The organism is Nesterenkonia sp. K-15-9-6 (assembly GCF_052656005.1).
Genome location: NZ_JBQYEY010000016.1, coordinates 21,009 through 45,900 on the forward strand (window position 1 = coordinate 21,009; position 24,892 = coordinate 45,900).

The following is a 24,892-nucleotide window of genomic DNA, read 5'->3' on the forward strand; positions in this document are numbered from 1 at the left end:
CATGCTGGCGGATGGTCGCGGGCTGGGCCGACTGTCCGCGTCAGCGCAGAGTGCCGGGTCGTCCGCGTGCTCGACCGTGGGCGGCCAGGCCGCCTCTCACGGGAGCATCAGAGGTAGATAATCCACATGGTGCTCCATTCTACGGGTTCTGACGGTGGACAGCGAATCCTGGACCGTGCAGGAGATAGCATCGACGGGTGAGCTCACAGCACTACTTCTCCTCCACACCCTCGGGCCCCCTGAAGCGGCGCGAGATCGACGTCGATCTGGCAGGCCGTGCCGTCTCGGTGGTCACCGCCGGCGGCATCTTCTCTCCCGAGGGCATCGACAAGGGCACCGCCGTACTGCTCAAGCACGTCCCGGACCCTGCTCCCGCAGGGCATCTGCTGGACATCGGCTGCGGGTGGGGGCCGATCGCCCTGACGATGGCGCTCCGCTCGCCGGAGGCGGCCGTCTGGGCTGTGGACGTCAACGAGCGGGCCCGTGAGCTGTGCGCGGAGAACGCGCGGCGGCTCGGGCTGGACAACGTGGAGGTCCTCTCCCCTGACCAGGTGCCCGCGGGCGTCCGGTTCGACACCATCTGGTCCAATCCCCCGATCAGGGTGGGCAAGGCCGTGCTGCACGAACTGCTGGAGCTGTGGCTTCCCCGGCTGGCCGATGATGCCGAAGCCTGGCTGGTCGTGCAGAAGAACCTCGGCGCCGATTCGCTGCTGACCTGGATCCGTTCGATGCTGGCCGCCGTGGGCGACGACTTCGACGCGGACCGGCCAGAGACGGACAAGGGGTTCCGCCTCCTGCGGGTGACGCGGACCGGCGGCTGAGCCTTCCCGTGAGCGCTCATCCTTCTCGCTCCCCCGCGTCCCGAGTCCGCACGATCAGATGATGGTGCCGCGGTAGACGTTCTCTGCCGGGCCCGAGAGCTCCACGTCCTCCGCCCCGTCGGCACGGGAGAGGAAGCGCACACGCAGCCGCCCTCCGGGGACCTGGACGGTCCAGGTGTCGACGCCGTCCTCGGCCGCCCAGACCCGCACGGCGGCGGCCGCCGCACATGCACCGGTGCCGCAGGACAGCGTCTCTCCCACGCCGCGCTCGTGGACGCGCAGGCGGACCTGTCCCTCGCCGTCGACGACGAGAGGATCGGCCGGCACGACGAACTCCACATTGGTCCCGTCCGGCGGCACCGGGTCCACCTGGGGCGCCTGGTTCAGGTCCAGGTCCTCGAGCGCCTGCTCCGCGGACAGTGCGACGACCGTGTGCGGGTTGCCCATCGAGATGCTCAGCGCGGGCCGCGGGTCGGTGAGCCCCTGGGCGATGACCAACGAGTCGGAGGCGTTGGAGCTGGCGAGTTCGGGATCCAGGAAAGACCAGATGCCCATGCCGATGGCATAGCCCTCCGGGACACGTCGTACGGTCCGCGCTCCGGCCCGCGTCACCACCGGCAGCTGCTCCTCCTCCTCGAGCTGGACGAGGTCCTCGGAGACCAGGAAATGAGCGAACGCCCGCACACCGTTGCCGCACATCTCGGCCACTGTGCCGTCGGCATTCCAGTAGTCCATGAACCACAGGTCCTCGCCGCCATGCGCCGAGAGGTCTTCATCAGCGGCAGCGATGTCGCGCGCCTCCGCGACGTGCCGGACCGGGACGGCGCGGATGAGCCCGTCGCCGCCGACGCCCAGGTGCCGGTCGCACAGGGCCTTCACCACCTCGGGTGTGATGTGCCGCGTGCCGTCGGGGTCCGCGAACATCACGAAGTCGTTGCCTGTGGCGTGGGCCTTGGTGAAGGGGGCGCCACGCAGCGCGTCGAGGGCGGAGAGGTGGTGGGCCACAGGGGCTGCCTTCCTGAAGGGGTGGGGGGGGGGGGGTGAGATGCGGCGGGTGCGCTGCAGGCTGCAACTGCGCTGCAGGCTACAACGTCAGGAGGACTCCGGTCCTTCCCGCAGCGCGGGCTCAGCCTGGTCGGCGAGGGATCCGGCGACGTCGTCGGCCTCCAGGTCCACGGGAAGCCAGCGGATCCGTGGATCGGCGCGGAACCAGGTGTCCTGACGTTTGGCGAAACGACGGGTGGCCACGGTGGTGTCCTCCACCGCCTCCTCCTGGCTGATCCTGCCGTCGAGCACGTCGAGGAACTGCTGGTAGCCGATGGCCCGCGAGGCGGTGCGGCCCTCGCGGAGGCCTCGATCCTCCAGCGCCCGGACCTCCTCGAGGAGACCGTGGGCGGCCATCTCCTCGACGCGGGCCGCGATGCGGGACTGCAAGGTCTCCCGGGGAAGGCTGAGGCCCAGCTGGACCACCGGCTCCACCGTGGGCTCGTGGATCCGTCGCGGCATGAAGGAGGAGAAGGTCCGCCCGGTGATGGAGACGACCTCCAACGCGCGCACCAGCCGACGGTCGTCCTTGATGACGGCGGCCGACTCCGGGTCTGCCCGGCGCAGCTCCTCCCGCAGCGCGCCCGCACCCTCGTCCTCCAGCCGCTGGGTGAGCCGGCTGCGCACTCCCGGCTCGGTGGGCGGAAACTCGATGACGTCGACGACGGCGCGCACGTAGAGTCCGGAGCCCCCGACGAGGATGGGCGTACGGCCGCGCGACCGGATCTCACGGACCAGTTCCCGCGCCCGGTCCCGATAGACGGCCACGGAGGCCTCCTCGGTGACGTCGAGGACGTCGAGCAGGTGGTGGGGGACTCCGCGCCGCTGGTCCGCCGTCACCTTGGCGGTGCCGATGTCCATGCCGCGGTAGAGCTGCATCGAGTCGGCGTTGATGACCTCACCGTCGAGCCGACGGGCGAGCTCCACGCCGAGGGCGGACTTCCCGGTGGCGGTCGCCCCAACGACAGCGATCAACGGCGGACGGGAGGAACTCGCCACCGGCTCAGCCGTCCGAGCGCAGCGTCGGCATGCCCAGGGAGACAGCCCCGGGCTGGGCGCCTCCGACCTGGGTGGTGCCGACTCCGCAGGATTCTGCCTGCGCACGATCCCACGCGTCGCCGGCCCGGGACCGGCGCAGATGGTACTCCTGGGCGGAGGCGGGATCGGCGAGCAGGTGGTGGGATCCGGCGTCGGTGATCGTCACGGAGACGAAGTCCCCTGGGCGGGGCGACTCGGCACCTGCGGGGACCGAGAAGTGCACCAGCCGGTTGTCCGCTGCGCGGCCCGAGAGGCGGCCGGTCTCCGACCCCTTGGTCCCGGCGTCGGCGGTGACCAGCAGCTCCTGCGTGGTGCCGATCTGGCGCTGGTTCTCCTCCGCGGTGATCCGATTCTGCAGCTCCACGAGTCGCTCGAAGCGTTCCTGGACGACCGCCTTGGGGATCTGGTCCTCCATGGTCGCCGCCGGCGTGCCCGGCCGCGGCGAGTACTGGAAGGTGAACGCCGAGGAGAAGCGAGAGGCCTCGACCACCCGCAGCGTGTCCTCGAAGTCCTTCTCGGTCTCCCCGGGGAAGCCCACGATGATGTCGGTGGTGACCGAGGCATGGGGCATGCGCTCCCGCACCTTGTCGAGGATGCCCAGGAACTTCGTCGAGCGGTAGGACCGTCGCATGGCCTTCAGCACGGTGTCGGAACCGGACTGCAGGGGCATGTGGAGCTGCGGCATCACATTGGGAGTCTCGGCCATGGCCTCGATGACGTCGTCGGTGAAGGAGGCCGGGTGCGGGCTGGTGAACCGGACCCGCTCCAGGCCGTCGATGTCACCGCAGGCACGCAGAAGCTTCGCAAAGGCCCCACGGTCTCCGAACTCGACTCCGTAGGTGTTGACGTTCTGCCCCAGCAGGGTGACCTCCACAGCGCCGTCGGCGACGAGCGCCTGGACTTCGGCGAGGATGTCGCCAGGGCGCCGGTCACGTTCCTTCCCCCGCAGCGAGGGAACGATGCAGAACGTGCACGTGTTGTTGCATCCCACGGAGATCGACACCCAGCCGGAGTAGACGGCGTCCCTCTTGGTGGGCAACGTGGAGGGGAAGGTCTCCAACGACTCGAGGATCTCGATCTCGGCGTCCTGATTGTGGCGCGAACGCTCCAGCAGAGTAGGCAGCGAGCCGATGTTGTGGGTGCCGAAGACGACGTCCACCCAGGGCGCCTTCTCCAGCACCGTGTTCTGGTCCTTCTGCGCCAGACAGCCGCCGACGGCGATCTGCATGCCCGCGTGCTCCCGCTTGGTGCCGCGCAGCATGCCGAGGTGTCCATAGAGTTTGTTGTCCGCGTTCTCCCGCACGGCACAGGTGTTGAAGACCACCAGATCCGGGGTGGCGTCCTCTTCCGCCGCCACGTAGCCGGCATCCTCCAGCAGCCCGGAGATGCGCTCAGAGTCATGGACGTTCATCTGGCAGCCGAACGTGCGGACCTCATAGGTGCGGCTCTGGGATGCCAGGTCCAGGCCCGCATCCACAGCAGAAGCCGTTGCGGAGCCTCGTGCCGGGTGGGCGGGGTCGGTGCGGTCCAACGTCGTCTCGGTCATGGTCACGCTCGCAGATCTCACGGGGGCGGTCTCGGACTCGGGCGCGGTCTTGAGCCGCGGTGCCGGTCAATTCTACGCGTCCAGGCAATCTGCTGCGGCCAGACGTCGGTGCTGCGGCTCAGCCACTGCCCCTCGAGACACGAGCGCCGCCTTCAGGACATCCCCTCGGCAGTGTGCTCCTCCAGTGCCTCACGCACCAGCTGGAAGGCCGCCCCGGGGCTGTGTCCTCGGCGAGCCAGCATCGAGACGAGGCGACGAGTCTGACGGTCCCGCTCCTTCCGGGCGGCGGCGTCATGGCCGGCAGGCAGAGCGACCCCGCGCAGCCTCTTGCCGATCAGCTCCCGGGCCATCGCATCCTCGTCCGCGACACTGAGCTGCTCGAGGGCCTCCTCGGCGAGTGCCTCCGCGATGCCGCGATCCTTCAGCTCACGCCGCAGGGCGGCACGCCCGAGGCCGCGCGTCTCATGCCTGGTCCGCACCCACATGCGTGCGAATGCGGCGTCGTCGATGAGCTGGACCTCCTCGAGACGGTCCAGGACCGCCCCGATGACGCTCTCGGAGAACCCCTTCTCTCGCAGAGTCTCCGAGAGCTGGTGGCGGCTCTTGGCCGAGCCGGTGAGCTTGCGCAGCACCACAGCGCGTGCCCGCTCGTGGTCATCGTCTCTGGGACCATCGCCGCCGATCGCGCCTACGGGCTCTGCTGACGGGGTTGTCTCTGCTGACGGAGTTGTCTCCGCCGGTGGGGATGACGCTGCCGGCGGGGTCGGCTCCGCCGTACCCGCCTGAGCCGAACCCGCCTGATCGGGCCATCGCGGCGCGACGGGAGCATCGGAGGACACGTCCGCGGACGAGACGGGGGCGTCGCCAGGCCCCTCCTGAAAGAGGGTCGAGGTCGTCTCCCCCGTCTCGAGGCGCGTCAGCTCCTTCCGCAGTGACGCGATGGTGTCCTCACGGGAGGCACGGGTCGGGTCCGGGCTCGCGGGGTCTGGGCTCGCAGGGTGTGGGCTGACAGGGTCCGGGCTGGCGTTCATCGGCCAGGATCAGGCGGGACCGTCGACGGCCTTCAGGGCCGGCCCGTCCTCGTCGGCGTCCGGGGCGATGATGCCGAGCTTCTGCTTGATGCGTCGCTCGATCTCATCGGCAAGATCCGGATTGTCCTTGAGGAACTGCCGCGCCTTCTCTTTGCCCTGACCGAGCTGGTCGCCGTCGTAGGTGAACCAGGCTCCGGACTTCTTGACCAGTCCGTTCTCCACGCCGACGTCGATCAGGCCTCCTTCGCGAGAGATCCCCTCGCCGTAGAGGATGTCGAACTCAGCCTGCTTGAAGGGCGGGGCCATCTTGTTCTTCACGATCTTGGCGCGCGTCCGGTTGCCCACCGCATTGGTGCCCTCCTTGAGGGTCTCGATGCGGCGCACGTCCACCCGGACCGAGGCGTAGAACTTCAGCGCCTTGCCTCCTGAGGTGGTCTCCGGGGAGCCGAAGAAGACTCCGACCTTCTCACGCAGCTGGTTGATGAAGATCGCGGTCGTCTTCGTCTGGGCCAGGCGTCCGGTGATCTTGCGCAGCGCCTGCGACATCAGGCGGGCCTGGAGCCCGACGTGGCTGTCCCCCATCTCACCCTCGATCTCAGCGCGCGGCACCAGCGCCGCCACCGAGTCGATGACGACGATGTCCAGGGATCCGGAGGAGACCAGCATGTCCATGATCTCCAGCGCCTGCTCGCCGGTGTCCGGCTGGGAGACCAGCAGCGCGTCCGTGTCCACTCCGAGCTTGGCCGCGTAGGTCGGGTCCAGCGCATGCTCCGCGTCGATGAACGCCGCGATGCCGCCGTTCTTCTGCGCATTGGCCACCGCGTGGAGTGCGACCGTGGTCTTTCCGGAGGATTCCGGACCGTAGATCTCCACGACACGACCGCGAGGGAAGCCCCCGATGCCGAGCGCGGCATCCATCGAGATGGAGGAGGTGGAGATGGTCTCGATCGGCGCCCGGGTCTCGTCCCCCAGGCGCATCACCGAGCCCTTGCCGTACTGCTTGTCGATCTGGGCCAGGGCGGCTTCGAGAGCCTTCTCCCGGTCGGGGCTGACTGCCATGGTTCACCTCTGTGACGTCGTCTGTGCTGATGGACTCGCACCTGTGCGGTGCTGACTTCTCTGACACTACGCACCACCTCTGACACATCCGAGACGGTCAAGCCATCCTGTGGACGGCCGGGCGTGGCGCTCGTCGTCTGCAGCACCTTCTGTGGAGAACACTACCGCACTGCATCGAACACAGCTTCGAACCCGGCGCGCGTGTCGGTCCTCGCTGTGAGGTCATCCGGAGGCCGCCGCGCGTCACCCTCGGGAGCGCACCACGCTCAGCGCTTGGGCGGAAGGTCCCGGCCCAGGCGCCGTGAGGCGGGCACGTCCTGCTGATCGCAGACCGCCTCCCACACGTCACGAGGGCTGACGCCGGCGTCGAGGGCCTGCAGCGCCGTCTTCTGATAGTCGCTGAGCACCAGCGAACCGGCCAGCACATGGGCATAGCCGGAGCCGAACTCCTCCTCCATGAGGAACCAGAATCTGCTCAGCCGCATGGGCGCGTCCTCTCCGTCGGCGCAGTGGCCGGTCAGGTCATGTCATGTCGAATGGGCGTCACCCGTCTCCAGCCCGGCAGCCGCGGGGCCGTGGCTCGGCACAGCACAGCCCCGCACAGTGCAATCCGGAACAGTGCGATCCGGAACAGTGCAGTCCGGATCCGATCAGTCCGGGGAGGCGGGAGACGCGACGTCGTCGCCCTCCGACTCCTCAGCACTGGCGGCGGCGGACGCTCCGGCACCGGTGGGGTCCAGCTCCGCATAGGTACGGTTGAGCTTGGCCACCAGGGAGTACAGCGTCTCAATCTCGTCCTCGCTCCAGGACTGGAGCATCGTCAGGTAGCGCTCGGCGCGCTCCTGCTGGGCGGCCTCCAGGCGGCGGCGACCCTCGGACGTCAGCGTGATGGTCTGCGCCCGGCCGTCGGCAGGATCGGTCTCCTTGCTCACCCATCCACGGGACACCAGCGTCGTCAGCTGGCGGGACAGCGTCGGCTTGCCGATCCCCAGATACCGTGCGATCGACGTCATCCGGGCCGGGCCTTCGTTCTGCAAGGTGGCCAGCACGGAGTAGGAGGCGGGCTCGATCTCCGGGTCGATCCGTCGGGCCAGCTGCAGGGCGTTGAACCGGCGTCGTACGAAGAGCCGGTTGAACTCCCGCTCCAGCTCTCGGACCAGGGCAGGGCGGTCGGGCGTATCCATGCGCCTCAGTCTAAGGGGTGGAGAGTCGGATCACGGACCCGGGCGCGCGAGAAGACACGAGAGGGCCGCCCCGGAGCGGGGCGGCCCTCTCGGCTGTCAGGGGAGGCTCAGCCGCAGGTGCGGGCGAACTCCTCGTGGGTGAACTCCTCGGGGATGCCGTCGGGCACCACCCCGTGACCGAACTCCCGCTGGAACTCGGTGGGCACGGTGTCCGGCACGTGCAGCCCTTCCGCGACGGCGACCCGCTCGGCCACCTGACCAAGCATCGCCGACAGCGGCACGTCCAAGGCGGCGCAGATCGACGCCAACAGCTCAGACGACGCCTCCTTCTGGCCGCGCTCGACCTCGGACAGGTAGCCCAGCGAGACCCGCGCGCCGTGCGAGACATCGCGCAGCGTGCGGCCTTCGGCCTGGCGGATGCTGCGCAGGACATCGCCGATCTCCTGACGCAGGACCACAGCCTTGGCCTCCTTGGACTCAGCGGCCGGGGCGGCGTCGACGTCCAGGTCTTTCCAACGGGTGACGCCGTTGACGGTGACTGGCTGTCTCACCATGGGCTTTCTCCTTCGTGGACTCCGATGGCCCTCACTGCGTCTGCTCCTCGGTCAGGTGCTGGACCTCACCAGGAACGGTGCGATGCAGACGCTTCACCGGACGACAACTCGGTCGGGCCCGGTTTTGTTCCCCACTCTAGCGGGGATCGCCGAATCCGGGCGGCTCGGAGAGCAGAAGCTCCTCCACCAGTTTCAGCGCCCCCTCGACGCTCGCATCCCGGATGGCCGCCCGGTCGCCGTCGAGATCGAGCAGCAGGGAGCCGGCGATCCAGGACTCCTCCGCACCAGGGGCGTCGGCAGCCCAGGAGCCGCCCTCGTCGGGTTCACAGGACTCCGGAAGGCGGAGCCCGAGCCGCTCAGCGTCGCCCTTCCTGCAGGCCAGCCCCACATACACGGTGCCGACGTCCTTGCCCTCATGAGGCTCGGGCCCGGCGACGCCGGTCGTCGCGACGCCCAGCGCGGCCCCTGTGGCCCCGGCCGCACCTCGGGCCATCGCAGCGGCCACGGCAGGATCGACCGCCCCGCGCTCCTCGAGCACATTCTCGTCGACGCCGAGCAGCTGGTGCTTCACCGGATTGCAGTAGGCGACGACTCCGCCGACCAGCGCGGCGGAGGCGCCGGGCACATCGGCCAGGCGCGCCGCGAGCGACCCGGCGGTCAGCGACTCAGCCGTGGCCACGGTCAGACCACGATGCGCGCAGCGCTGGATGATCTCCACCGGGTCCGTGCGCCGCTCCGCCTCTCCCGCGATCTGCCGCGCTCCACCCGAGACCCTCCGGCCGTCATCGGCCCACCGTTCATGGGCCACGGCGGGATCCGGCCGATGCTCTCGGACCGGTGCCGGTTCCTGCGCGCGGTCCGGGCCTCGAGTCCCCGGACCACCGGGGCCGCGCTCAGCTCCTGTTGCCATGGTCACGCCTCCTGTGCGGATCAGCGGGCCTCACGGCGCAGCCTGATGGCCGAGAACACATAGTCGATGCCGGTCACCACGGTGACGACCAGCGCGGCCATCATGATCCAGAACGCGACGTCGGAGAGCCAGCCGGCGATCACCACCAGCGGCAGCAGCATCAGCTGCAGACCGGCCGACTGCAGGACCGTCTTGAGCTTCCCACCCCGGGACGCCGGCATCACACCGTAGCGGATGACCACCATGCGCAGCACGGTGACGCCCAGCTCCCGGGCCAGAATCACGATCGTCACCCACCAGGGCAGCTCACTGAGGATCGAGAGCATCACGAGCCCCGCGCCGATGAGCAGCTTGTCCGCGATCGGGTCGGCGATCTTGCCGAAGTCGGTGACCAGGTTGCGCGCCCGGGCGAGGTCGCCGTCGATCTTGTCCGTGATCATCGCGACGGCGAACACTCCGGCGGCGGCCCATCGCCACCCCCCGTTGGTGGCCTCGATCCCGCCGGCGGCACCGCCGTCGGCATCCAGCAGCAGGAACCAGACGAACAGCGGCACCAACGCGATGCGCAGCATGGTGAGCACATTGGCGATGTTCAGCAGCGGAGGCTGTGCGGCGTTCGCCGGTTCAGGGGTGGACGGGCTCACGAGGCTCCTCTTCTCGGCGGGTCAGGGCGCGGCCCGGGGCTCGGTCTGAGCAGCTCATCGACCGGTGAGCTGCCAGGCGTCCTCCGAGGCGGTGGAGTCGTGTCCGTCATGATAGTCCCTCGCCTCCGGCAGAGCAGCAGTGCGCTCGGCCAGGTCGCGAGCGATCAGGTCCGCGGAACTCATGCCGGACATGGTCGCACCGCCCGACGGCGGCGCCCCCTGGCCCCGTGGCTGGCGGGTCGGCACCGCGTCAGAGCGCCCCCCGCCGCCGTGATGCTCCGCCTGCGGCGCCGCCTCAGTGGGCCCGGTCTGGGCAGGAGCTCCCGTCGGCACACCGGAGGCGGGATCCAGATCCACCGGGGCACCCTCATAGGCGCCCGGCGCATCCTCCGAGGGCGCCGCCGTGGGCGGGTCCTCGCCGCGGATGGTGGCCAGTACGCCGGGAAGCTCCTCCGGCGAGACGAGCACGTCCCGAGCCTTCGACCCTTCGGAGGGACCGACCACCCCGCGGGACTCCATGAGGTCCATCAGGCGTCCGGCCTTGGCGAATCCGACGCGCAGCTTGCGCTGCAGCATCGAGGTGGAGCCGAACTGCGTGGTGACCACGAGCTCGGTGGCCTGCAGCAGCAGGTCGAGGTCGTCACCGATGTCGGCGTCGATCTCCCGCTTCTTGGGCTCCATCGCGGCGACCGCGTCCTCGCGGTACTGCGCCTTCAGCTGCGACTTCACATGCTCGACCACCCCATGGACCTCGGACTCGTTGACCCAGGCACCCTGCACACGCATCGGCTTGTTCATGCCCATCGGCAGGAACAGGGCGTCACCCTGGCCGAGCAGCTTCTCCGCTCCCACCGAGTCCAGCACCACGCGGGAGTCCGTGGCCGAGGAGGTGGCGAAGGCCATGCGGGACGGCACGTTGGCCTTGATGAGTCCGGTCACCACGTTGACCGAAGGCCGCTGGGTGGCCAGCACCAGGTGGATGCCGGCGGCACGTGCCAGCTGGGTGATGCGCACGATCGAGTCCTCGACGTCGCGCGGGGCGACCATCATCAGGTCGGCGAGCTCGTCGACGATCACCAGCAGATACGGGTAGGGGCGCAGATCCCGCTTGGAGTCCGGCGGCAGCTGAATCTTCCCGTTGCGCACCGCCTTGTTGAAGTCGTCGACGTGCTTGTACCCGAAGTGGGCGAGGTCGTCGTAGCGGTTGTCCATCTCCTTGACGACCCACTGCAGGGCCTCGGCGGCCTTCTTCGGATCCGTGATGATGGGGGTGACCAGGTGCGGCACACCCTCGTAGGCGGTGAGCTCCACGCGCTTCGGGTCCACCATGACCATCCGGACCTCGTCCGGAGTGGCACGCATGAGCACGGAGGTCACCATGGAGTTCACGAACGCCGACTTTCCGGCCCCGGTGGCGCCGGCGACCAACAGGTGCGGCATCTTCGCGAGGTTGGCCACCACATAGCCGCCCTCGATGTCCTTGCCCACGCCCATGATCATGGGGTGCTCGGTCTTACGCGCGGCGTTGGAGCGCAGGACGTCGCCGAGGGCGACGACCTCCTTGTCCTTGTTCGGGATCTCGATGCCGATCGCGGACTTCCCCGGGATGGGGCTGAGGATGCGAACCTCGTTGGAGGCCACCGCCAGGGAGATGTTCTTCTCCAGGGAGGTGACCTTCTCCACCTTGGTGCCCGGTGTCAGCTCCACCTCGTAGCGGGTCACCGTCGGTCCCCGGGAGAACCCGGTGACCTGGGCGTCCACCTTGAACTGCGAGAACGTCTGGTTCAGCGCGTCGACGATCTCGTCATTGGCGCTGGTGTGCTCCTTCGGCGGCGGACCGGACGGCAGCATGCCCTGATCGGGCAGGGTGTAGGTGACATCACCGGCGAGCTCCAGCTGCTCCGAGCGGACCGGAAGGTCACTGACCGGGGCGGGGGTCTCCGCAGGGGCGGAGGGCACGACGGCGGGCCGGGCCGTCGCGGCCGGCTGTGTCGACGGCTGGGGGTCCGGCTGGGCAGGAGTCCCTTCGAACGCGCCCGCGTGAGCGCTTCCTGCGCTCCCGGCGACGTCCGCGGCGCTGGTCGCGCCCGGCACTTGGCCGGACTCGGCGGCCTTCTCCCGGGCCCGCTGGATGGCCAGTTCCTGGGCTGTGGGGCGGCGCACTCCGGGTGGGACCGTCGGTGCGGAGGCCTCCGTCCCCTCCTCAAGCACGGGGCTGTCATAGGCGCCCTCGCCGGCGAGTGCGGCCTGGTCGTGGTCCGCTGAGCCGAACTCCTGCGTCGGTTCCTCCGGTTCCGCCTTGGCCCCGAGGATCTTGGCGAGCAGGCCCTTCTTCCCGGGCTCCGGGCTGTCCTCGAAGACGTCCTCAGCGCCGGCGTCGGCAGGTGCGGCATGCTGAGCTCGGGACCGCCGAGGCTTCCGAGCGGGCTTCTCCGCGGCCGCGGGGGCCGCGGTGTCCTCCTCCAGCGGCTTGGTCTCCGGCAGGGGCTCGGGCTTCTCCCCCACCACATAGGCCTTGGCGACGGCGACCCGCTGGGGGATGCGTCGCAGCGGAGTGTCGGTGAGAACCAGGATGCCCGCCAGAAGGGTCAGAGACAGGATCCCCCACACGGGGTAAGGAGTGATGAGGGTGGCCAGGGGCACGGTCACCAGGTATCCGATGATGCCGCCCGAGGCGAGCATGTTCTCGAAGGCTGTGTTGAGGGCCGGCATGCCGTGGGCCAGGTGCGCCAGCCCGGCAGAGGAACACAGGATCAGGGTCAGCCCGATGGCGACGCGGCTGTTGCCCTCATGCTCCTGGGGGTGACGGATGTAGCGGACCGCGGTGATGAGCAGCACCACCGGCAGCAGAGCCGAGGCCCAGCCGAAGGTGCCGGCGGTGCCGTTGTGGACGATGTCGATGGTCCAGTGGTCGTGCTGCCGCACGCCCCACCAGTCCACGACGGCCGTCACGAGGGCCAGCAGGATGAACACCAGCGCCGCGCCGTCGCGTCGGTCCTCCGGATGGATCTTCACCTGGCGCCCGATGCCGCGGATCGCCGAGGCGACCGGGGTGGCGAACGCCATCCAGAGGCCGCGCAGCGCGGAGGCCACGAGGTTGCCCCGCTCCGGGTCCTGGGCCGTGGTGCTCTTCTTCGACGTCTTCGCGCGGCTGCCAGCGCCGGTGCCGGATGTCTTCTTGCGTCCGTCCGTGCTGGCGGCGCGCGAGGGGGAAGTACGTGTCGCCATACCCGCCAACTTACCCCGGAAGCGCCGGGATCACGGTGATGGCCACACCTTTGGGCCCAGATCGGCCGGCCCCGGGACCACGGCGGGAGCCCCGACGTCGACCCGGCGGCCGGCCGCTGTCGGGATCAGGTCTCCACGACCACCGGGACGATCATCGGCTTGCGACGCAGCTTCCGGTTGACCCAGGAGCCGATGGTGCGCCGGACGATCTGCTGGAGCTGATGGGTGGTGTGCTCCTTGTTGTCCTGGATGGCCTCGGTCAGCGCCCGGGCGATCTTCTCCTTGATGTCCTTGAAGACCTTCTCCTCCTCGGCCACGCCGCGGGCATGGATGTCCGGGCCGGAGACGATCTGACCGGTCTGACGGTTCACCACCGTGATCACCGAGATGAATCCCTCTTCGCCGAGGGTTCGGCGGTCCTTCAGGTCGGCGTCGGTGATCTCCCCGATGGAGGAGCCGTCCACGTAGACGTAGCCGCATTCGATCTGCCCGGTGATGCGGGCGACGCCGTCGCGCAGATCCACGACGGTGCCGTCCTCGCACTGCAGGATCCGCTCGGGGTCGATCCCGGTCGACTCCGCGAGCCGACCGTTGGCGATCAGGTGCCGGGTCTCGCCGTGCACCGGCATGACGTTCTTCGGCCGGACGATGTTGTAGCAGTAGAGCAGCTCACCGGCCGACGCGTGGCCGGAGACGTGCACCTTGGCGGTGCCTTTGTGCACCACTTCGGCGCCGAGCTTGAGCAGCCCGTTGATGACCCGGAAGACCGCGTTCTCGTTGCCGGGGATCAGCGAGGAGGCGAGGATGACGGTGTCGCCCTCCCCCACCTGGATCTGGTGGTCGCCGTTGGCCATGCGCGAGAGCGCCGCCATCGGTTCGCCCTGCGAGCCTGTGGACATCAGGACCACCTCGGAGTCGGGGTAGCTGTCCACCTTCTTCATATCCACCAGGATGCCCTCCGGCACGTCCAGGTAGCCCAGCTTGGCGGCGATGCCCATGTTGCGCACCATCGAACGCCCCACGAAGGCCACCTTGCGGTTGTGCGCGTGGGCGGCGTCGAGCACCTGCTGGACGCGGTGGACATGGGAGGAGAAGGAGGCCACGATGATGCGCCGGCTGGACGTGCCGAAGAGCTGGTCCAGGGTGGGGCCGATCTCCTTCTCCGGCGTGGTGAAGCCCGGGACGTCGGCGTTGGTCGAGTCCGTCATGAACAGGTCCACGCCCTCTTCGCCGAGCTTGGCGAAGTGCCGCAGGTCGGTGATCCGTCCGTCCAGGGGCAGCTGGTCCATCTTGAAGTCGCCGGTGTGCAGCACGGAGCCGGCTTCGGTGCGGATGTGCACCGCCAGCGCGTCAGGGATGGAGTGGTTGACCGCGACGAACTCACATTCGAAGGGCGCCAGCTCTTCGACGTCGCCCTCCTTGACCGCCAGGGTGTAGGGCTTGATGCGATGCTCGGCGAGCTTCGCCTCGATCAGCGCCAGCGTGAGGGTGGAGCCGATCAGCGGGATGTCCGGCTTCCTGCGCAGCAGGTAGGGCACCGCACCGATGTGGTCCTCGTGCCCGTGGGTGAGCACCAGCCCGACGACGTCGTCCAGGCGGTCCTCGATGTAGCTGAAGTCCGGCAGGATGAGGTCCACGCCGGGCTGCTCCTCCTCCGGGAAGAGGACGCCGCAGTCGACGATGAGGATCTTGCCGTCGAGCTCGAACACCGCCATGTTGCGCCCGACCTCTCCAAGACCACCGAGAGGCACGATGCGCATCGTGCCCTTCTTGAGCTTCGGCGGGGTGATCAGGCGCTGTGCTGCCAAGGTGATGGACCTCCTGGGTCGGGTGTCAAGTCTGCGATATGCGTGCCTTCGAGCCTACGTGCTCCTGGTCCTCCTCACCTAGGCAGTCCCTCAGACCGGCCCCGGTGGCGAGAGTGGGTCAGAGGTTCCAGCCGGCCTCACGGAGGTCGGCCAGGACCAGCTCCTTCTCGGTCTCATTGGCCTGTACGAGCGGAAGCCGCACGTCGGGGGCGATGGGGAAGCCGAGCCAGTCCAGGACCAGCTTCGAGGAGACCGCACCTTGGACACGAGTCATCATGGCGCGGATGACCGGGCCCAGCTCGCCGTGGACGATGCGGGCCTCCTTGAGGTCGTAGTTCAGCACCGCGTCGATCATCCGGCGGAAGTGCGGGCTGGCGACGTGCGAGGTCACCGAGACGACGCCGACCGCTCCCATGGCCATCCAGGCCAGGACGTTCTGGTCGTCGCCCGAGTAGACCTCCAGCTCGGTCTTGGTGAGCACCTCGGTGGTCGCGGTGATGTCGTTCTTCGCGTCCTTGAGCGACATGATGTGCGGGTGCTCGGCGAGCTTGAGGATCGTCTCGGTCTCGATGGCGATGCCGGAGCGGCCCGGGATGTCGTAGATCATCAGCGGCAGGTCGGCGGCATTGGCGACGGCCTCGTAGTGGGCGAGCACGCCGTCCTGGCTGGGCTTGTTGTAGTACGGGGTGACCACGAGCTGGCCGTCGGCCCCGGCCCGCTCGGCACGCCGGGCCATCTCCAGGTCATGCGAGGTGTGGTTGGTGCTGGTGCCGGCGATGACCTTGGCACGGTCCCCGACGGCGGACTTCGCCGCCCGGACCAGGCCTTCCTTCTCATGGTCCTCCAGCGTGGAGGTCTCCCCGGTGGTTCCGGAGACCACGAGCGAGTCGTTGCCCTCCTCCACCAGCTTGACGGCGAGCGCCTCGAAGGCCTCGTAGTCGACGCGGTCATCCGAAGTGAACGGGGTGACCATCGCGGTGATGAGATGCCCGAAGTGCGGATCGGTCTGATCCGGGTGCTTGACCTCGCCCTCGGTGAGGTGAAGGTCGAACTCGTGTGTCAGCTCGTTGTCGCTCGCCATAGCACGTAGCCTACCGTCTGTGGACAGCCCCAGCACCGCCGGCTCGGCCCCGCGTCGCCGCCGCGCCCTCCGCTCCCCCTCCCGCATCTCCGGGGTCGACTCGGCCCGATGTCTGGCCCTGCTGGGCATGATGGCCGTCCACGTGCTCTCCACCACCGATGAGTTCACCGGTGACCCGACCGTCGCGGGGTGGCTGTTCACGGGCAGGCCCTCCGCCCTGTTCGCCCTGCTGGCCGGGGTCGGGCTGGCGCTGCTCTGCGGCGGAGCCGCGGGACCGGGCACGCGGGAACGCATGACCTGGAACCGGAAGGCGGTGGCGGTCCGGGCCGTGCTGATCCTGGTGATCGGTCTGGCTGTGGCGATGTTGGAGACCTCGGTGGCGATCATCCTGGTCCACTACGGGCTGCTGTTCCTCCTGGCGCTGCCGTTCCTCGCGCTGCAGGCCCGTCCGCTGCTGATGCTGGCCGCCATATGGGTGGTGCTGGCGCCGGTGGCGTACCGGCTGGTCTACCTCGCGCTGAGCGCCGAGCTGGACCATTTCGCGGAGTCCTGGCGGCTGTGGCACTCCCCCGAGTTCAGCGATCTGGCGCAGCCGGGTCTGCTGGCGATGGATCTGGCGGTGTCGGGCTACTACCCGCTCATCATCTGGCCGGCCTACCTGTTCACGGGTCTGGCGATCGGCCGCCTGCGGCTCACCGAGACGGCGGTGGCGGTGCGGATCGCCGTCGTCGGCGCGCTGCTGGCCGCCGGCACCTACCTGGTGGGACGGGTGACGCTGGTGGTCAGCGACATCGTGCCGGACCTCTCCGCGGCCACCGGCATGCCGGAGCCGGTGGTGCGCGGCGAGCTGCTCACCGGCACGCTGCTGCCCCTCATCGAGGATCTCCGCTGGCACCTGCTGGCCACGCCGCATTCGGGCAGCTCCCTGGACGTGCTCCACACCGTAGGCACCTCCCTGGCGGTGCTGGGCGTCTGCCTGCTGGTCACGGATCGGCTCGGCGCTCTGGCCGCCCCCGTGGTGGGCGCCGGCGCGATGCCTCTGACCCTGTATGTGGGGCACCTGGTGGTGCTGCACCTGTGGCGGGACGACGACGGCCCCCTGAACTCCCCGGAGGTCAGCGGGCCTGTGATCATGGTCCTGCTCACGGTCCTGGCCCTGGCCGGCGGGCTGCTGAAGCACGCGCTGGGACGGCGCGGCCCCTTGGAAGCGGTCACGCATGCGGCCGGAGCCGCGGCGGCAGGGCCCCGCCCCGCGTGAGGTGCACGGGTGTCCTGAGACCCGCCGCCGGACGGCTCGTCATCGCATGCCGTCGACGTCGCTGGTGGACGATACGCTGGTGTCCATGAGCCGAACTGAGATGCGTGTGGCGGTGCTCGGTGCCCGAGGGCGCATGGGCACCGAAGCGGTGAAGGCGGTCGACGGAGCCGATGACATGGAGCTGGTCGCCCAGCTGGGCCGGGGCGACGCACTGGAGGAGATCCGCGAGGCCGGTGCGACCCATGTCGTGGACCTCAGCGTCCCCGACGCCACCGAGGACAACGTCCGCTTCGCCGTCGAGCACGGCATCCACGCCGTGGTGGGCGCCACCGGCTGGGACGCCCCGCGCCTGTCCCGCCTGGAGGAGCTGCTCGCCCAGCGCCCGGAGACCGGGGTGCTGATCGCCCCGAACTTCGCCCTGGGCTCGGTGCTGGCCACCGCATTCGCCGCCAAGGCGGCCCGGTACTTCGAGTCGGCGGAGATCATCGAGCTGCACCACCCGGACAAGGTGGACGCCCCCTCCGGCACGGCGGTGCGCACCGCGGAGCTGATGGGGCGGGCCCGCCGCGACGCCGGCGTCGCACCTTCCCCCGATGCCACGGTCAAGGACCCCGACGGCGCTCGCGGCGCCGTGGTGGAGGACATCCACGTCCATGCGGTGCGGCTGCGCGGGCTGGTGGCCCACCAGGAGGTGCTGCTCGGCTCCGCCGGGGAACAGCTGACCTTCCGCCACGACTCCTTCGACCGGGCGTCCTTCATGCCGGGCGTGCTGCTGGGGCTGCGCACCGTCGCCTCCCGACCAGGGCTCACCCACGGCCTGGACAGCTACCTGGACCTGGGGCTGTAGGCCGCGGTGAAGGCGAAGATCTGGACCTCGCTGGTCATCCTGCTGCTGATCATCTTCCTCGGCGCGGCCGGGTACAACGCCTGGCGACTGCTCACCGCGGAGGAGACCGCCGCGCAGCTCATCGGCGTCGGCGCGGTGCTGGTCATCGCCCTGGGCGCCTGGGTGCTGGTCCGTGAGCTGCTCTTCGGCCTCGGCTCCGAGCGGCTGGGGCGCATCCTCGACGCGGAGGGCAGCCTGCCGGAGGACACGGTGGAGCGCTCCCCCGGTGGCCGGCCGAACCGCCAGCAGGCCGACGAGCAGTTCGGCCGCTATGCCGCCGAGGCTGAGGCGAACCCCGAGGACTGGCGCAGCTGGTTCCGACTCTCGGTGGCCTATGACGTCGCCTCAGATCGCAGCCGGGCACGAAAGATGATGCGACGGGCCATCCGGATGCAGCGGTCCGAGTCCCGCAGCTGAGGCTCGCCCGGTGACCAGCACCACCGCCTACGTCTGCGTCCACGGCATCGGGGTCCACGAGTCCGGTCATCTGGCCGCCCAGACCCACGACTCTGCGCGCCGCGGCGCCGAGGCCGCCGGTGGGACCCTCACCGACCTGCCCGTGGACGCCGCCGCTCCAGCAGAGCTGAGCCACCGGGCACGCGTGGAGCTTCCCGGACGCGAGCCGTTCATCGCCGAGTTCTACGACGGCTGGTGGGACTCTGGGACGCGAGCCCCACATTTCTGGGCGGTGCTGATGTGGCTGCTGGAGGTCGCACCCTTCGCCCTGATCAGCGGCGTCGGCGGCTGGTGCGGCGACCGTTGGAGGGAGGCGGGCGACGGGGCCCGGCCCCAGACGGTGGCGGGACCGCTGCGCACCGCGGGCCGCCGGGTGGGCGCCCTGGTGACCTCAGCGGCCATGCTGGCCGCAGTTCCGCCGGCGGCGCTGGTCCTGCTGGTGCTGCTGCCCCTGGCCGGGCTCATCCCGGCGTGGCGGCGTCGTCTCCGCCCGCTGATGGTCGAGGTCATCGGCGACGCCTGGCTGTACCGGTCGGCGGCCCTGGACGAGACTGTGCTGCCCCGACTGCGGCGCATCGTGGAGGAAGCCTCGGCCCGCGCCGATCGTGTGGTCCTGGTGGGACATTCCCAAGGCGCGGAGCTCAGCAGGCGAGTGGCACTGCAGACGACGGCGGCCGGGTGCGTCTGGCTCGGCTCCGGGGAGCACCAGCTCAACACCGTCCGCATCGTCGCCGCCTCCGGCTGGCCGACCCTGCTGGTGTGGCCCGCGGTCCTGGCCTGGCCGGCGCTGGTCCACCTGGTGATCTCTCGCAGCGGGGACGTGGTGGCGCTCGTCGTCGCGCTGCTGTACGTGCTGATCACAGCGAGTGTGGTGCGTTGGGTGCGCCGGCGACCGGACGACGTCGGGCAGGTCCCGCAGAGTCGGATCTGGCACGTGAAGTCCCTGCTGGACCCCGTCTCCTGGGGCACGGTGTTCCCCGCCCGGCTGGAGGCCGCCAGGGAGCAGGACGAGTCCGCCTCCCCCGGAGCCGGCGCTCTCGAGCTGCCCGTGGTGTGCGTGCGCTATGTCCCCAAGCACCCCCACCGTCCCTGGTGGGCGGAGCATGTCACCTACCTCGATCGGGCCGCCACCGGTGCGGTGCTGATCGAGTCGGGGCTGCCGCGCCCCGTCCCCGTGCTGCCGCCCACGCCGGCCCGGGTCCGCACCTGGGTGGTGCTCGCCGCGGCCTGCGTAGGCATCGTGCTGCTCTGGACCACCGCCCGACTCACCGCCTGGCCGCTGCTGATGCTGGGCTGAGGCGCTGGTCCGTTCCGCTCGCCAGACCCGTCAGCGACCTGCCGCGTAGCCCTGCGCGCCGCGCGGGTTCGCCGCGGCCGCCAGTCGGCCTGTCTGCGGATCCCGGGTGACCACGGAAAGCCTCCCCAGCGACCACTCGCCGGCGCGAGTCACCCGGTGGCCGCGTCGCTCCAGTCCGCGGATGACCTCCTCGCCGAGCCGGTCTTCCACGACGGCGCCTCCCGGCTCCCAGGTGCGCGGCCAGAAGGACCCCGGTGCGGAGGTGGTGTGCAGGCTGGGCGCGTCGATGGCCTGCTGAGGCGTGTGCCCGCCGATGAGCAGCCGCAGCAGCAGGGGCAGCTGCCACTGGTCCTGCTGGTCCCCTCCGGGTGTGCCCATGGCCATGACCGGCTGTCCGTCGGTGAGGACCAACGTCGGCGACAGCGTGGTGCGGGGGCGCCGCCCCGGCTCGAGGCGGGACGGCGAGCGCTCGTCCAACCACGTCATCTGCAGCCGGGTGCCCAGGCAGAATCCCAGCCCGGGGATCGCCGGGGAGGACTGCAGCCAGCCGCCGGAGGGGGTCGCCGAGATCATGTTGCCCCAGCGGTCCACCACATCGATGTGGCAGGTGTCGCCGCGGCTCGCCCCATCGGCGCCGACCGTCTGTTCTCCCGCCCGGCTGACGGTGGGCTCGCCGACGCCGGCCGGCCCTCCGGTGATGTCACCGGCCTCGCGCAGGGGCGGCAGGACGGTCTCACGTCCGGGCAGGTCTCCGGGACGGAAGTCGACGGCGGCGGTCTCGCCGATCAGCGCCCGCCGGGCGGCCGCATGCTCGGCCGAGAGCAGGTGGTCCAGGTCCACGTCGTCGTGTCCGTAGTGGGCGTCCCGGTCGGCCAGGGCGAGCTTGAGTGCCTCCAGGACGAGGTGAGCTCCACGCTCGGTGCCGGGGTCCAGCTCTGTGTCGTCGTAGGCCTCGAGGATCTTCAGCGCCTGCAGGAGCACCGGCCCTTGCCCCCACGCCGGGGTCTTGGCGATCGTGTGGCCGCGGAACTCCACGGTGGCCGGTGCCTCGTAGCCGGCGTCGAAGGCGGCGAAGTCCTCGGCCGTGATGACCCCGGCGTGCTCTCCCCCGTCGGAATGCCGGTGCGGCGAGGCGGCGAACGCTGCGGCCTTCTGCGCGACCCGTCCGGTCTTCCATTCGGCGCGGGCGGCGTCGATCTGGGCGGCGCGGTCGCCGGTGTCGGCGCCGGCGGCGATCAGCCCCCGCAGCACCCCGGCGTACTCCGGGTTGCGCATCAGGGTCCCGGCGGACGGAACGGTGCCGTCCGGCATCCACAGGGCGGCCGACGTCGGCCAGTGCTGGGTGAACAGGCCGGCCACGCTGCGGATGGTCGCGGCGATGCGGTCCAGCACCGGCGCGCCATGCTCGGCCAGGTCGATCGCGAACTCTAGGACCTCGGACAGCTCCCAGGTGCCGTGGTCGCGGAGCAGCACCAGCCATGCATCCACGGCTCCGGGCACGGCCGCGGCCAGGGCTCCGGCACCCGGGACGGTCTCCAGACCGAGCCCGCGGTAGTGCTCGATGGTGGCCGCCGCAGGGGCCGGCCCCTGGCCCATGAGGATCCTCGGAGATGACGGCTCCTCCGCCGTGGCGAAGACTCCGGTCATGTCCCCGCCCGGACCGTTGAGGTGCGGTTCGACGACGTGCAGCACGAAGGCGCCCGCAGTGGCGGCGTCGAAGGCGTTGCCCCCGCGCTCCAGCACGGCCTGAGCGGCGGCGGTGGCGAGCCAGTGGGTGGAGGCCGACATGCCGAAGCGCCCCTCCAGAGTGGGGCGGGTGGTGTCGGCCGTGGCGTGGGTGAACGTGGTGCTCATCGGCGAGCAGGTCCTTTCGGCGTCAGGGGCCGCCCTGTCGGCTCCTGCGCGGAGCCCGGGCGGGACGACCTTGGTTGTCCACCGCAACAGTATCGGATCGGGCGCGACCGCGGCCGCTCGTCACACCCGGACCTCGTCACACCCGGAGGTTCAGGCGATCCCCACCCATTCCTTCTCACCGTCGGCGAAGAACTGTTCCTTCCAGATCGGCACCTCCGCTTTGATCTGCTCAACCAGCTCCGCGCAGGCTGCGAAGGCCTCCGCACGGTGGGCAGAGGCGACGGCGGCCACGAGGGCGTGGTCTCCGATGCGCAGATCGCCGATCCGGTGGGCGGCCCAGATCCGCACGCTCGGATGCGCGGCGGCCACGTCCCGGGCCACCCGGGTCAGCACCGCGTCCGCACTGGGGTGGGCGGTGTAGGACAGCCGGTCCACCGAGCGACCGCCGTCGTGGTCACGCACGATGCCGGAGAAGTCCACCACCGCCCCCGCCGTGGCGGCCCAGACCTCGTCGTGAGCCTGACGCGGGTCCAGCGGCTGCGCGCTCAGGGCGGCGCGGACCACCCGCTCCTCGGCGGGCAGCGCCTCGGCGTTGTGCGGGGCGCCCTCGCGGCTCAGCGGGGCGTGCGGCTCAGCGGTCACCGTCAGTTCCCCATTCGTCGTGCTGACGCAGGTCGGCCACCTGGTCACAGAGGTGCGGGAGGATGTCCACCAGCACCTGCATGCCCTCCCGGACGGCCTTGGGCGAGCCGGGCAGATTGACCACCACGGTGCCCTCCGCGACGCCGGCCACTCCCCTGCTCAGCGACGCCAGCGGATTGTGCGCCCGCCCATGGGCGCGCACCGCCTCCATGATCCCGGGGATCTCCTTGTCCAGCAGCGGCAGCGTGTACTCCGGGGTGAGATCGTCAGAGGTCAGCCCGGTGCCGCCGGAGGTGATGATCACCGCTGGAGCCACCTGGACGAGCAGCTCGGAGAGCGCGGCGAGCACCCCCTCGCCGTCGGGGATGATCACCGGCGGCCGACAGCCGAAGCCGATGGAGTCGGCGAACTCGGCGATGATCGGCGCGCTGTGGTCCTCCCGCACTCCCTGGGCGGCGCGGGTGGAGACGATCACAGGGGCGATGATCCGTTCGCGGCTGCGGTCGTCCTCGGCGGGTGTGGCCGCTGAGAGGTGCTCATGGTCAGTCATGTCTGGTCCATTCTCCATGTCGTCCACCGGATTTGTGAATCACCTGCTGGTCGGTGATCACAGCGGCGCGGTCCAGCGCCTTGATCATGTCGTAGAGGGTCAGCCCTGCCACAGACACGGCGGTGAGCGCCTCCATCTCCACCCCGGTGCGTGAGGTGGTACGCACCTCGGCGGTGATCAGCACGGCTCCGGATTCGGGCTGATCGACGTCGAGGTCCACGGTGACCTTGCTCAGCGGCAGCGGATGGCACAGCGGCACCAGCTCGTGGGTGCGCTTGGCTCCCATGATCCCGGCGATGCGGGCCGTGGCCAAGGCATCCCCCTTGGGCAGCGCCCCGTCGGCGAGCTGGGCGGTCACCTCTGCGCGGGTGCGCAGGATCGCCTGGGCCCGCGCCGTGCGGGCGGTGACGTCCTTGTCCGAGACGTCCACCATGTGGGCGCTGCCGTCCTCGCGGACATGGGTCAGTCCGGTGCTGGACGGCTCGGCGGATGAGCTCTCAGGCTGGCTCATGGCAGTCTCCTTCCGGTGAGCAGCAGGGCGTGGCGTTCAGCTCCTGCCGGCACGTGGGTGTCGTCTTCGGTGAGCTCCACCAGCACGTCGGCGCGTGCCAGATGCCCCAGCAGATGCGAGCTCGGCCCGCCCACCAGGCGCACCATCGGCGGCTGGGCGGCGTCGTCGGTGGAGGCGGGGCAGAACTCGGCGCGGCGGTACTGGGTCACCGCGGGACGGGACTCCACCGCCTCCGCCAGGGTGACGGCGATCCTGTGCGGCGGCGGACACGAAGCGTCGAGGCTGGCGAGCGCCGGCCGGAGCAGGGTCTCGAGGCTGACCGCGCAACTGACCGGGTTGCCAGGCAGGCAGACCACGGCGACGGCGGGTCGCCGCCCGTCGGCGGGGATCAGCCCCCATCCTTGGGGGCCGCCGGGCTGCTGGCGGATGGAGCCGAACTCGATGCCACGGTCGGCCAGGGACTGGCGGACCACCTCGAAGGCGCCGGCGCTGATGCCGCCGGCGGTGACCAGCAGCTGGGGGTCGTACTGACTGATCAGCTCCTCGACCACATCGGTGAACGTGGCGACGTCGTCGGAGGCCGCCGAGGCCGCATGGGCCTCCACTCCCAGGCTCTCCAATCCGGCCATCAGCAGCGGGGTGTTGGCATCATGCAGCTGGCCCGGCCGCAGCGTGCTGCCCGGTCGGCGGACCTCGTCCCCGGTGGAGAGCACGAGGGCGCGCGTCCGGGGCCGGACGGACACCGTCGCCCGCCCCAGGGCGGCCAGCAGCCCGAGCCGGGCCGGTGTGAGGGCCTCACCGGCGCGCAGCACCGTCTCGCCGGCTTCGACGTCCGATCCGGCGGGACGGATGAAGCGTCCCGGGCTGAGATCCTCGGCGGTCAGCTCGGTGAACGTCACCGACCTCGCAGTCCAGCCGCTGGGCGGACCGGAGGCTCCGGGGTCTGACTGCGGCAGCAGATCCTGGAAGTTGCCGGCGGTGGTGAGCTCCACGGGGATGACGATGTCGGCGCCCTCCGGGAGCGGCGCGCCGGTCATCACCGCCGCCGCCGTCGCGCCCTCGGGCAGCGACGGCGCCGCGGATCCGGCTGGGACGACGCCGGCCAGGGGCAGCGACCGTTCCTCGCCCGGGGTGAGGTCCGCGGAGCGCACGGCGAAGCCGTCCATCTGCGAGTTGTCGAAGCCCGGCAGCGGGGCCTCGGCGATGACATCGGCAGCCGCGACTCGGCCCACCAGACCGGGTTCGGTGACGCGGAGGGACTCCCCGCCGTGTCGCGCCGGGTCCTGCAGGGCGGCGGACAGCACGGTGCGCAGCCGGCCCACATGCTCGCTGACGGAGGCGCGCTCACGGGTGGTCGCCGACCCGGTGGTGGGCCGTGACGAGGGCCTGGGTGAGGAGGGTGACGGTGAGGAGGATGCGGGGGCGGGCGCCATGCCTGCGAGTCTAGTGCCCCGCGATGACACGGGTGTCTCCCCGCGATGGCGGGGACG

Annotated in this window: 23 protein-coding genes; 5 read left to right on the top strand and 18 right to left on the bottom strand. The window is 70.3% G+C overall.

Annotated features, from left to right (window positions below; genetic code table 11):
- Window positions 1-197 precede the first annotated feature (197 nt).
- Window positions 198-821 (top strand): class I SAM-dependent methyltransferase, encoded by a 624-nt coding sequence (locus SD455_RS10955; protein ID WP_070159468.1) that lies wholly within the window; start codon window positions 198-200, stop codon window positions 819-821.
- 54 nt (window positions 822-875) lie between these two features.
- On the opposite strand, the gene dapF is transcribed toward SD455_RS10955, so the two are convergent.
- The 13 genes from dapF to dapA all read right to left on the bottom strand — a co-directional run bounded on the left by dapF (window position 876) and on the right by dapA (window position 15,948).
- Window positions 876-1,826, bottom strand: coding sequence for a diaminopimelate epimerase (gene dapF / locus SD455_RS10960; RefSeq protein WP_311023797.1), 951 nt, complete (start codon window positions 1,824-1,826; stop codon window positions 876-878).
- A gap of 87 nt (window positions 1,827-1,913) precedes the next feature.
- Window positions 1,914-2,864: a tRNA (adenosine(37)-N6)-dimethylallyltransferase MiaA gene (gene miaA / locus SD455_RS10965; protein ID WP_445508113.1), complete on the bottom strand. Its 951-nt coding sequence runs from the start codon at window positions 2,862-2,864 to the stop codon at window positions 1,914-1,916.
- A gap of 4 nt (window positions 2,865-2,868) precedes the next feature.
- Complete coding sequence (gene miaB, locus SD455_RS10970) at window positions 2,869-4,449, bottom strand: tRNA (N6-isopentenyl adenosine(37)-C2)-methylthiotransferase MiaB (RefSeq protein ID WP_083277429.1); 1,581 nt, start codon at window positions 4,447-4,449, stop codon at window positions 2,869-2,871.
- A 152-nt stretch (window positions 4,450-4,601) separates the two neighbouring features.
- Complete coding sequence (locus tag SD455_RS10975; protein WP_237089923.1) at window positions 4,602-5,084, bottom strand: regulatory protein RecX; 483 nt, start codon at window positions 5,082-5,084, stop codon at window positions 4,602-4,604.
- A gap of 405 nt (window positions 5,085-5,489) precedes the next feature.
- Window positions 5,490-6,539 (bottom strand): recombinase RecA, encoded by a 1,050-nt coding sequence (recA, locus tag SD455_RS10980; RefSeq protein WP_070159473.1) that lies wholly within the window; start codon window positions 6,537-6,539, stop codon window positions 5,490-5,492.
- A 266-nt stretch (window positions 6,540-6,805) separates the two neighbouring features.
- Window positions 6,806-7,024: a DUF3046 domain-containing protein gene (locus SD455_RS10985; RefSeq protein WP_070159475.1), complete on the bottom strand. Its 219-nt coding sequence runs from the start codon at window positions 7,022-7,024 to the stop codon at window positions 6,806-6,808.
- Window positions 7,025-7,189: 165 nt separating this feature from the next.
- On the bottom strand, window positions 7,190-7,723 hold the full coding sequence (locus SD455_RS10990; RefSeq protein WP_070159477.1) for a MarR family winged helix-turn-helix transcriptional regulator: 534 nt from the start codon (window positions 7,721-7,723) through the stop codon (window positions 7,190-7,192).
- Window positions 7,724-7,830: 107 nt separating this feature from the next.
- The gene (locus SD455_RS10995; protein ID WP_070159479.1) at window positions 7,831-8,277 is read right to left on the bottom strand and encodes a helix-turn-helix domain-containing protein; all 447 of its coding nucleotides are present in this window, start codon (window positions 8,275-8,277) and stop codon (window positions 7,831-7,833) included.
- A gap of 136 nt (window positions 8,278-8,413) precedes the next feature.
- Window positions 8,414-9,187: a CinA family protein gene (locus tag SD455_RS11000; protein WP_445508114.1), complete on the bottom strand. Its 774-nt coding sequence runs from the start codon at window positions 9,185-9,187 to the stop codon at window positions 8,414-8,416.
- 20 nt (window positions 9,188-9,207) lie between these two features.
- Window positions 9,208-9,831, bottom strand: coding sequence for a CDP-diacylglycerol--glycerol-3-phosphate 3-phosphatidyltransferase (gene pgsA / locus SD455_RS11005; RefSeq protein WP_311023791.1), 624 nt, complete (start codon window positions 9,829-9,831; stop codon window positions 9,208-9,210).
- Window positions 9,832-9,885: 54 nt separating this feature from the next.
- On the bottom strand, window positions 9,886-13,059 hold the full coding sequence (locus SD455_RS11010) for a DNA translocase FtsK 4TM domain-containing protein (protein WP_445508115.1): 3,174 nt from the start codon (window positions 13,057-13,059) through the stop codon (window positions 9,886-9,888).
- 125 nt (window positions 13,060-13,184) lie between these two features.
- Window positions 13,185-14,819: a ribonuclease J gene (locus tag SD455_RS11015; protein WP_070159488.1), complete on the bottom strand. Its 1,635-nt coding sequence runs from the start codon at window positions 14,817-14,819 to the stop codon at window positions 13,185-13,187.
- Between the two features lie 166 nt (window positions 14,820-14,985).
- Window positions 14,986-15,948, bottom strand: a complete 963-nt coding sequence (gene dapA / locus SD455_RS11020) for a 4-hydroxy-tetrahydrodipicolinate synthase (protein ID WP_083277424.1) — start codon at window positions 15,946-15,948, stop codon at window positions 14,986-14,988.
- A 19-nt stretch (window positions 15,949-15,967) separates the two neighbouring features.
- Between dapA and SD455_RS11025 the strand changes: the two genes are divergently transcribed.
- The 4 genes from SD455_RS11025 (at window position 15,968) to SD455_RS11040 (ending at window position 19,845) form a co-directional block, all read left to right on the top strand.
- Complete coding sequence (locus SD455_RS11025) at window positions 15,968-17,206, top strand: heparan-alpha-glucosaminide N-acetyltransferase domain-containing protein (RefSeq protein WP_445508116.1); 1,239 nt, start codon at window positions 15,968-15,970, stop codon at window positions 17,204-17,206.
- Window positions 17,207-17,291: 85 nt separating this feature from the next.
- Window positions 17,292-18,053: a 4-hydroxy-tetrahydrodipicolinate reductase gene (gene dapB, locus SD455_RS11030; RefSeq protein ID WP_445508117.1), complete on the top strand. Its 762-nt coding sequence runs from the start codon at window positions 17,292-17,294 to the stop codon at window positions 18,051-18,053.
- Between the two features lie 6 nt (window positions 18,054-18,059).
- The gene (locus SD455_RS11035) at window positions 18,060-18,509 is read left to right on the top strand and encodes a hypothetical protein (RefSeq protein WP_445508118.1); all 450 of its coding nucleotides are present in this window, start codon (window positions 18,060-18,062) and stop codon (window positions 18,507-18,509) included.
- A gap of 10 nt (window positions 18,510-18,519) precedes the next feature.
- The gene (locus SD455_RS11040) at window positions 18,520-19,845 is read left to right on the top strand and encodes a hypothetical protein (RefSeq protein ID WP_445508119.1); all 1,326 of its coding nucleotides are present in this window, start codon (window positions 18,520-18,522) and stop codon (window positions 19,843-19,845) included.
- Window positions 19,846-19,875: 30 nt separating this feature from the next.
- Here the strand turns inward: SD455_RS11040 and SD455_RS11045 are convergent, their stop codons facing one another.
- From SD455_RS11045 to SD455_RS11065, 5 genes are all read right to left on the bottom strand, one after another.
- The gene (locus SD455_RS11045; RefSeq protein WP_445508120.1) at window positions 19,876-21,699 is read right to left on the bottom strand and encodes a gamma-glutamyltransferase family protein; all 1,824 of its coding nucleotides are present in this window, start codon (window positions 21,697-21,699) and stop codon (window positions 19,876-19,878) included.
- Window positions 21,700-21,849: 150 nt separating this feature from the next.
- Window positions 21,850-22,281, bottom strand: a complete 432-nt coding sequence (locus SD455_RS11050) for a molybdenum cofactor biosynthesis protein MoaE (RefSeq protein ID WP_445508149.1) — start codon at window positions 22,279-22,281, stop codon at window positions 21,850-21,852.
- A 49-nt stretch (window positions 22,282-22,330) separates the two neighbouring features.
- Window positions 22,331-22,891, bottom strand: coding sequence for a MogA/MoaB family molybdenum cofactor biosynthesis protein (locus SD455_RS11055; RefSeq protein ID WP_344683598.1), 561 nt, complete (start codon window positions 22,889-22,891; stop codon window positions 22,331-22,333).
- Window positions 22,884-23,402, bottom strand: a complete 519-nt coding sequence (moaC, locus tag SD455_RS11060; protein ID WP_445508121.1) for a cyclic pyranopterin monophosphate synthase MoaC — start codon at window positions 23,400-23,402, stop codon at window positions 22,884-22,886. The genes SD455_RS11055 and moaC overlap by 8 nt, the downstream gene beginning before the upstream one ends.
- The gene (locus tag SD455_RS11065) at window positions 23,399-24,835 is read right to left on the bottom strand and encodes a molybdopterin molybdotransferase MoeA (protein ID WP_445508122.1); all 1,437 of its coding nucleotides are present in this window, start codon (window positions 24,833-24,835) and stop codon (window positions 23,399-23,401) included. Before SD455_RS11065 ends, moaC begins: the two co-directional genes overlap by 4 nt.
- Window positions 24,836-24,892 lie beyond the last annotated feature (57 nt).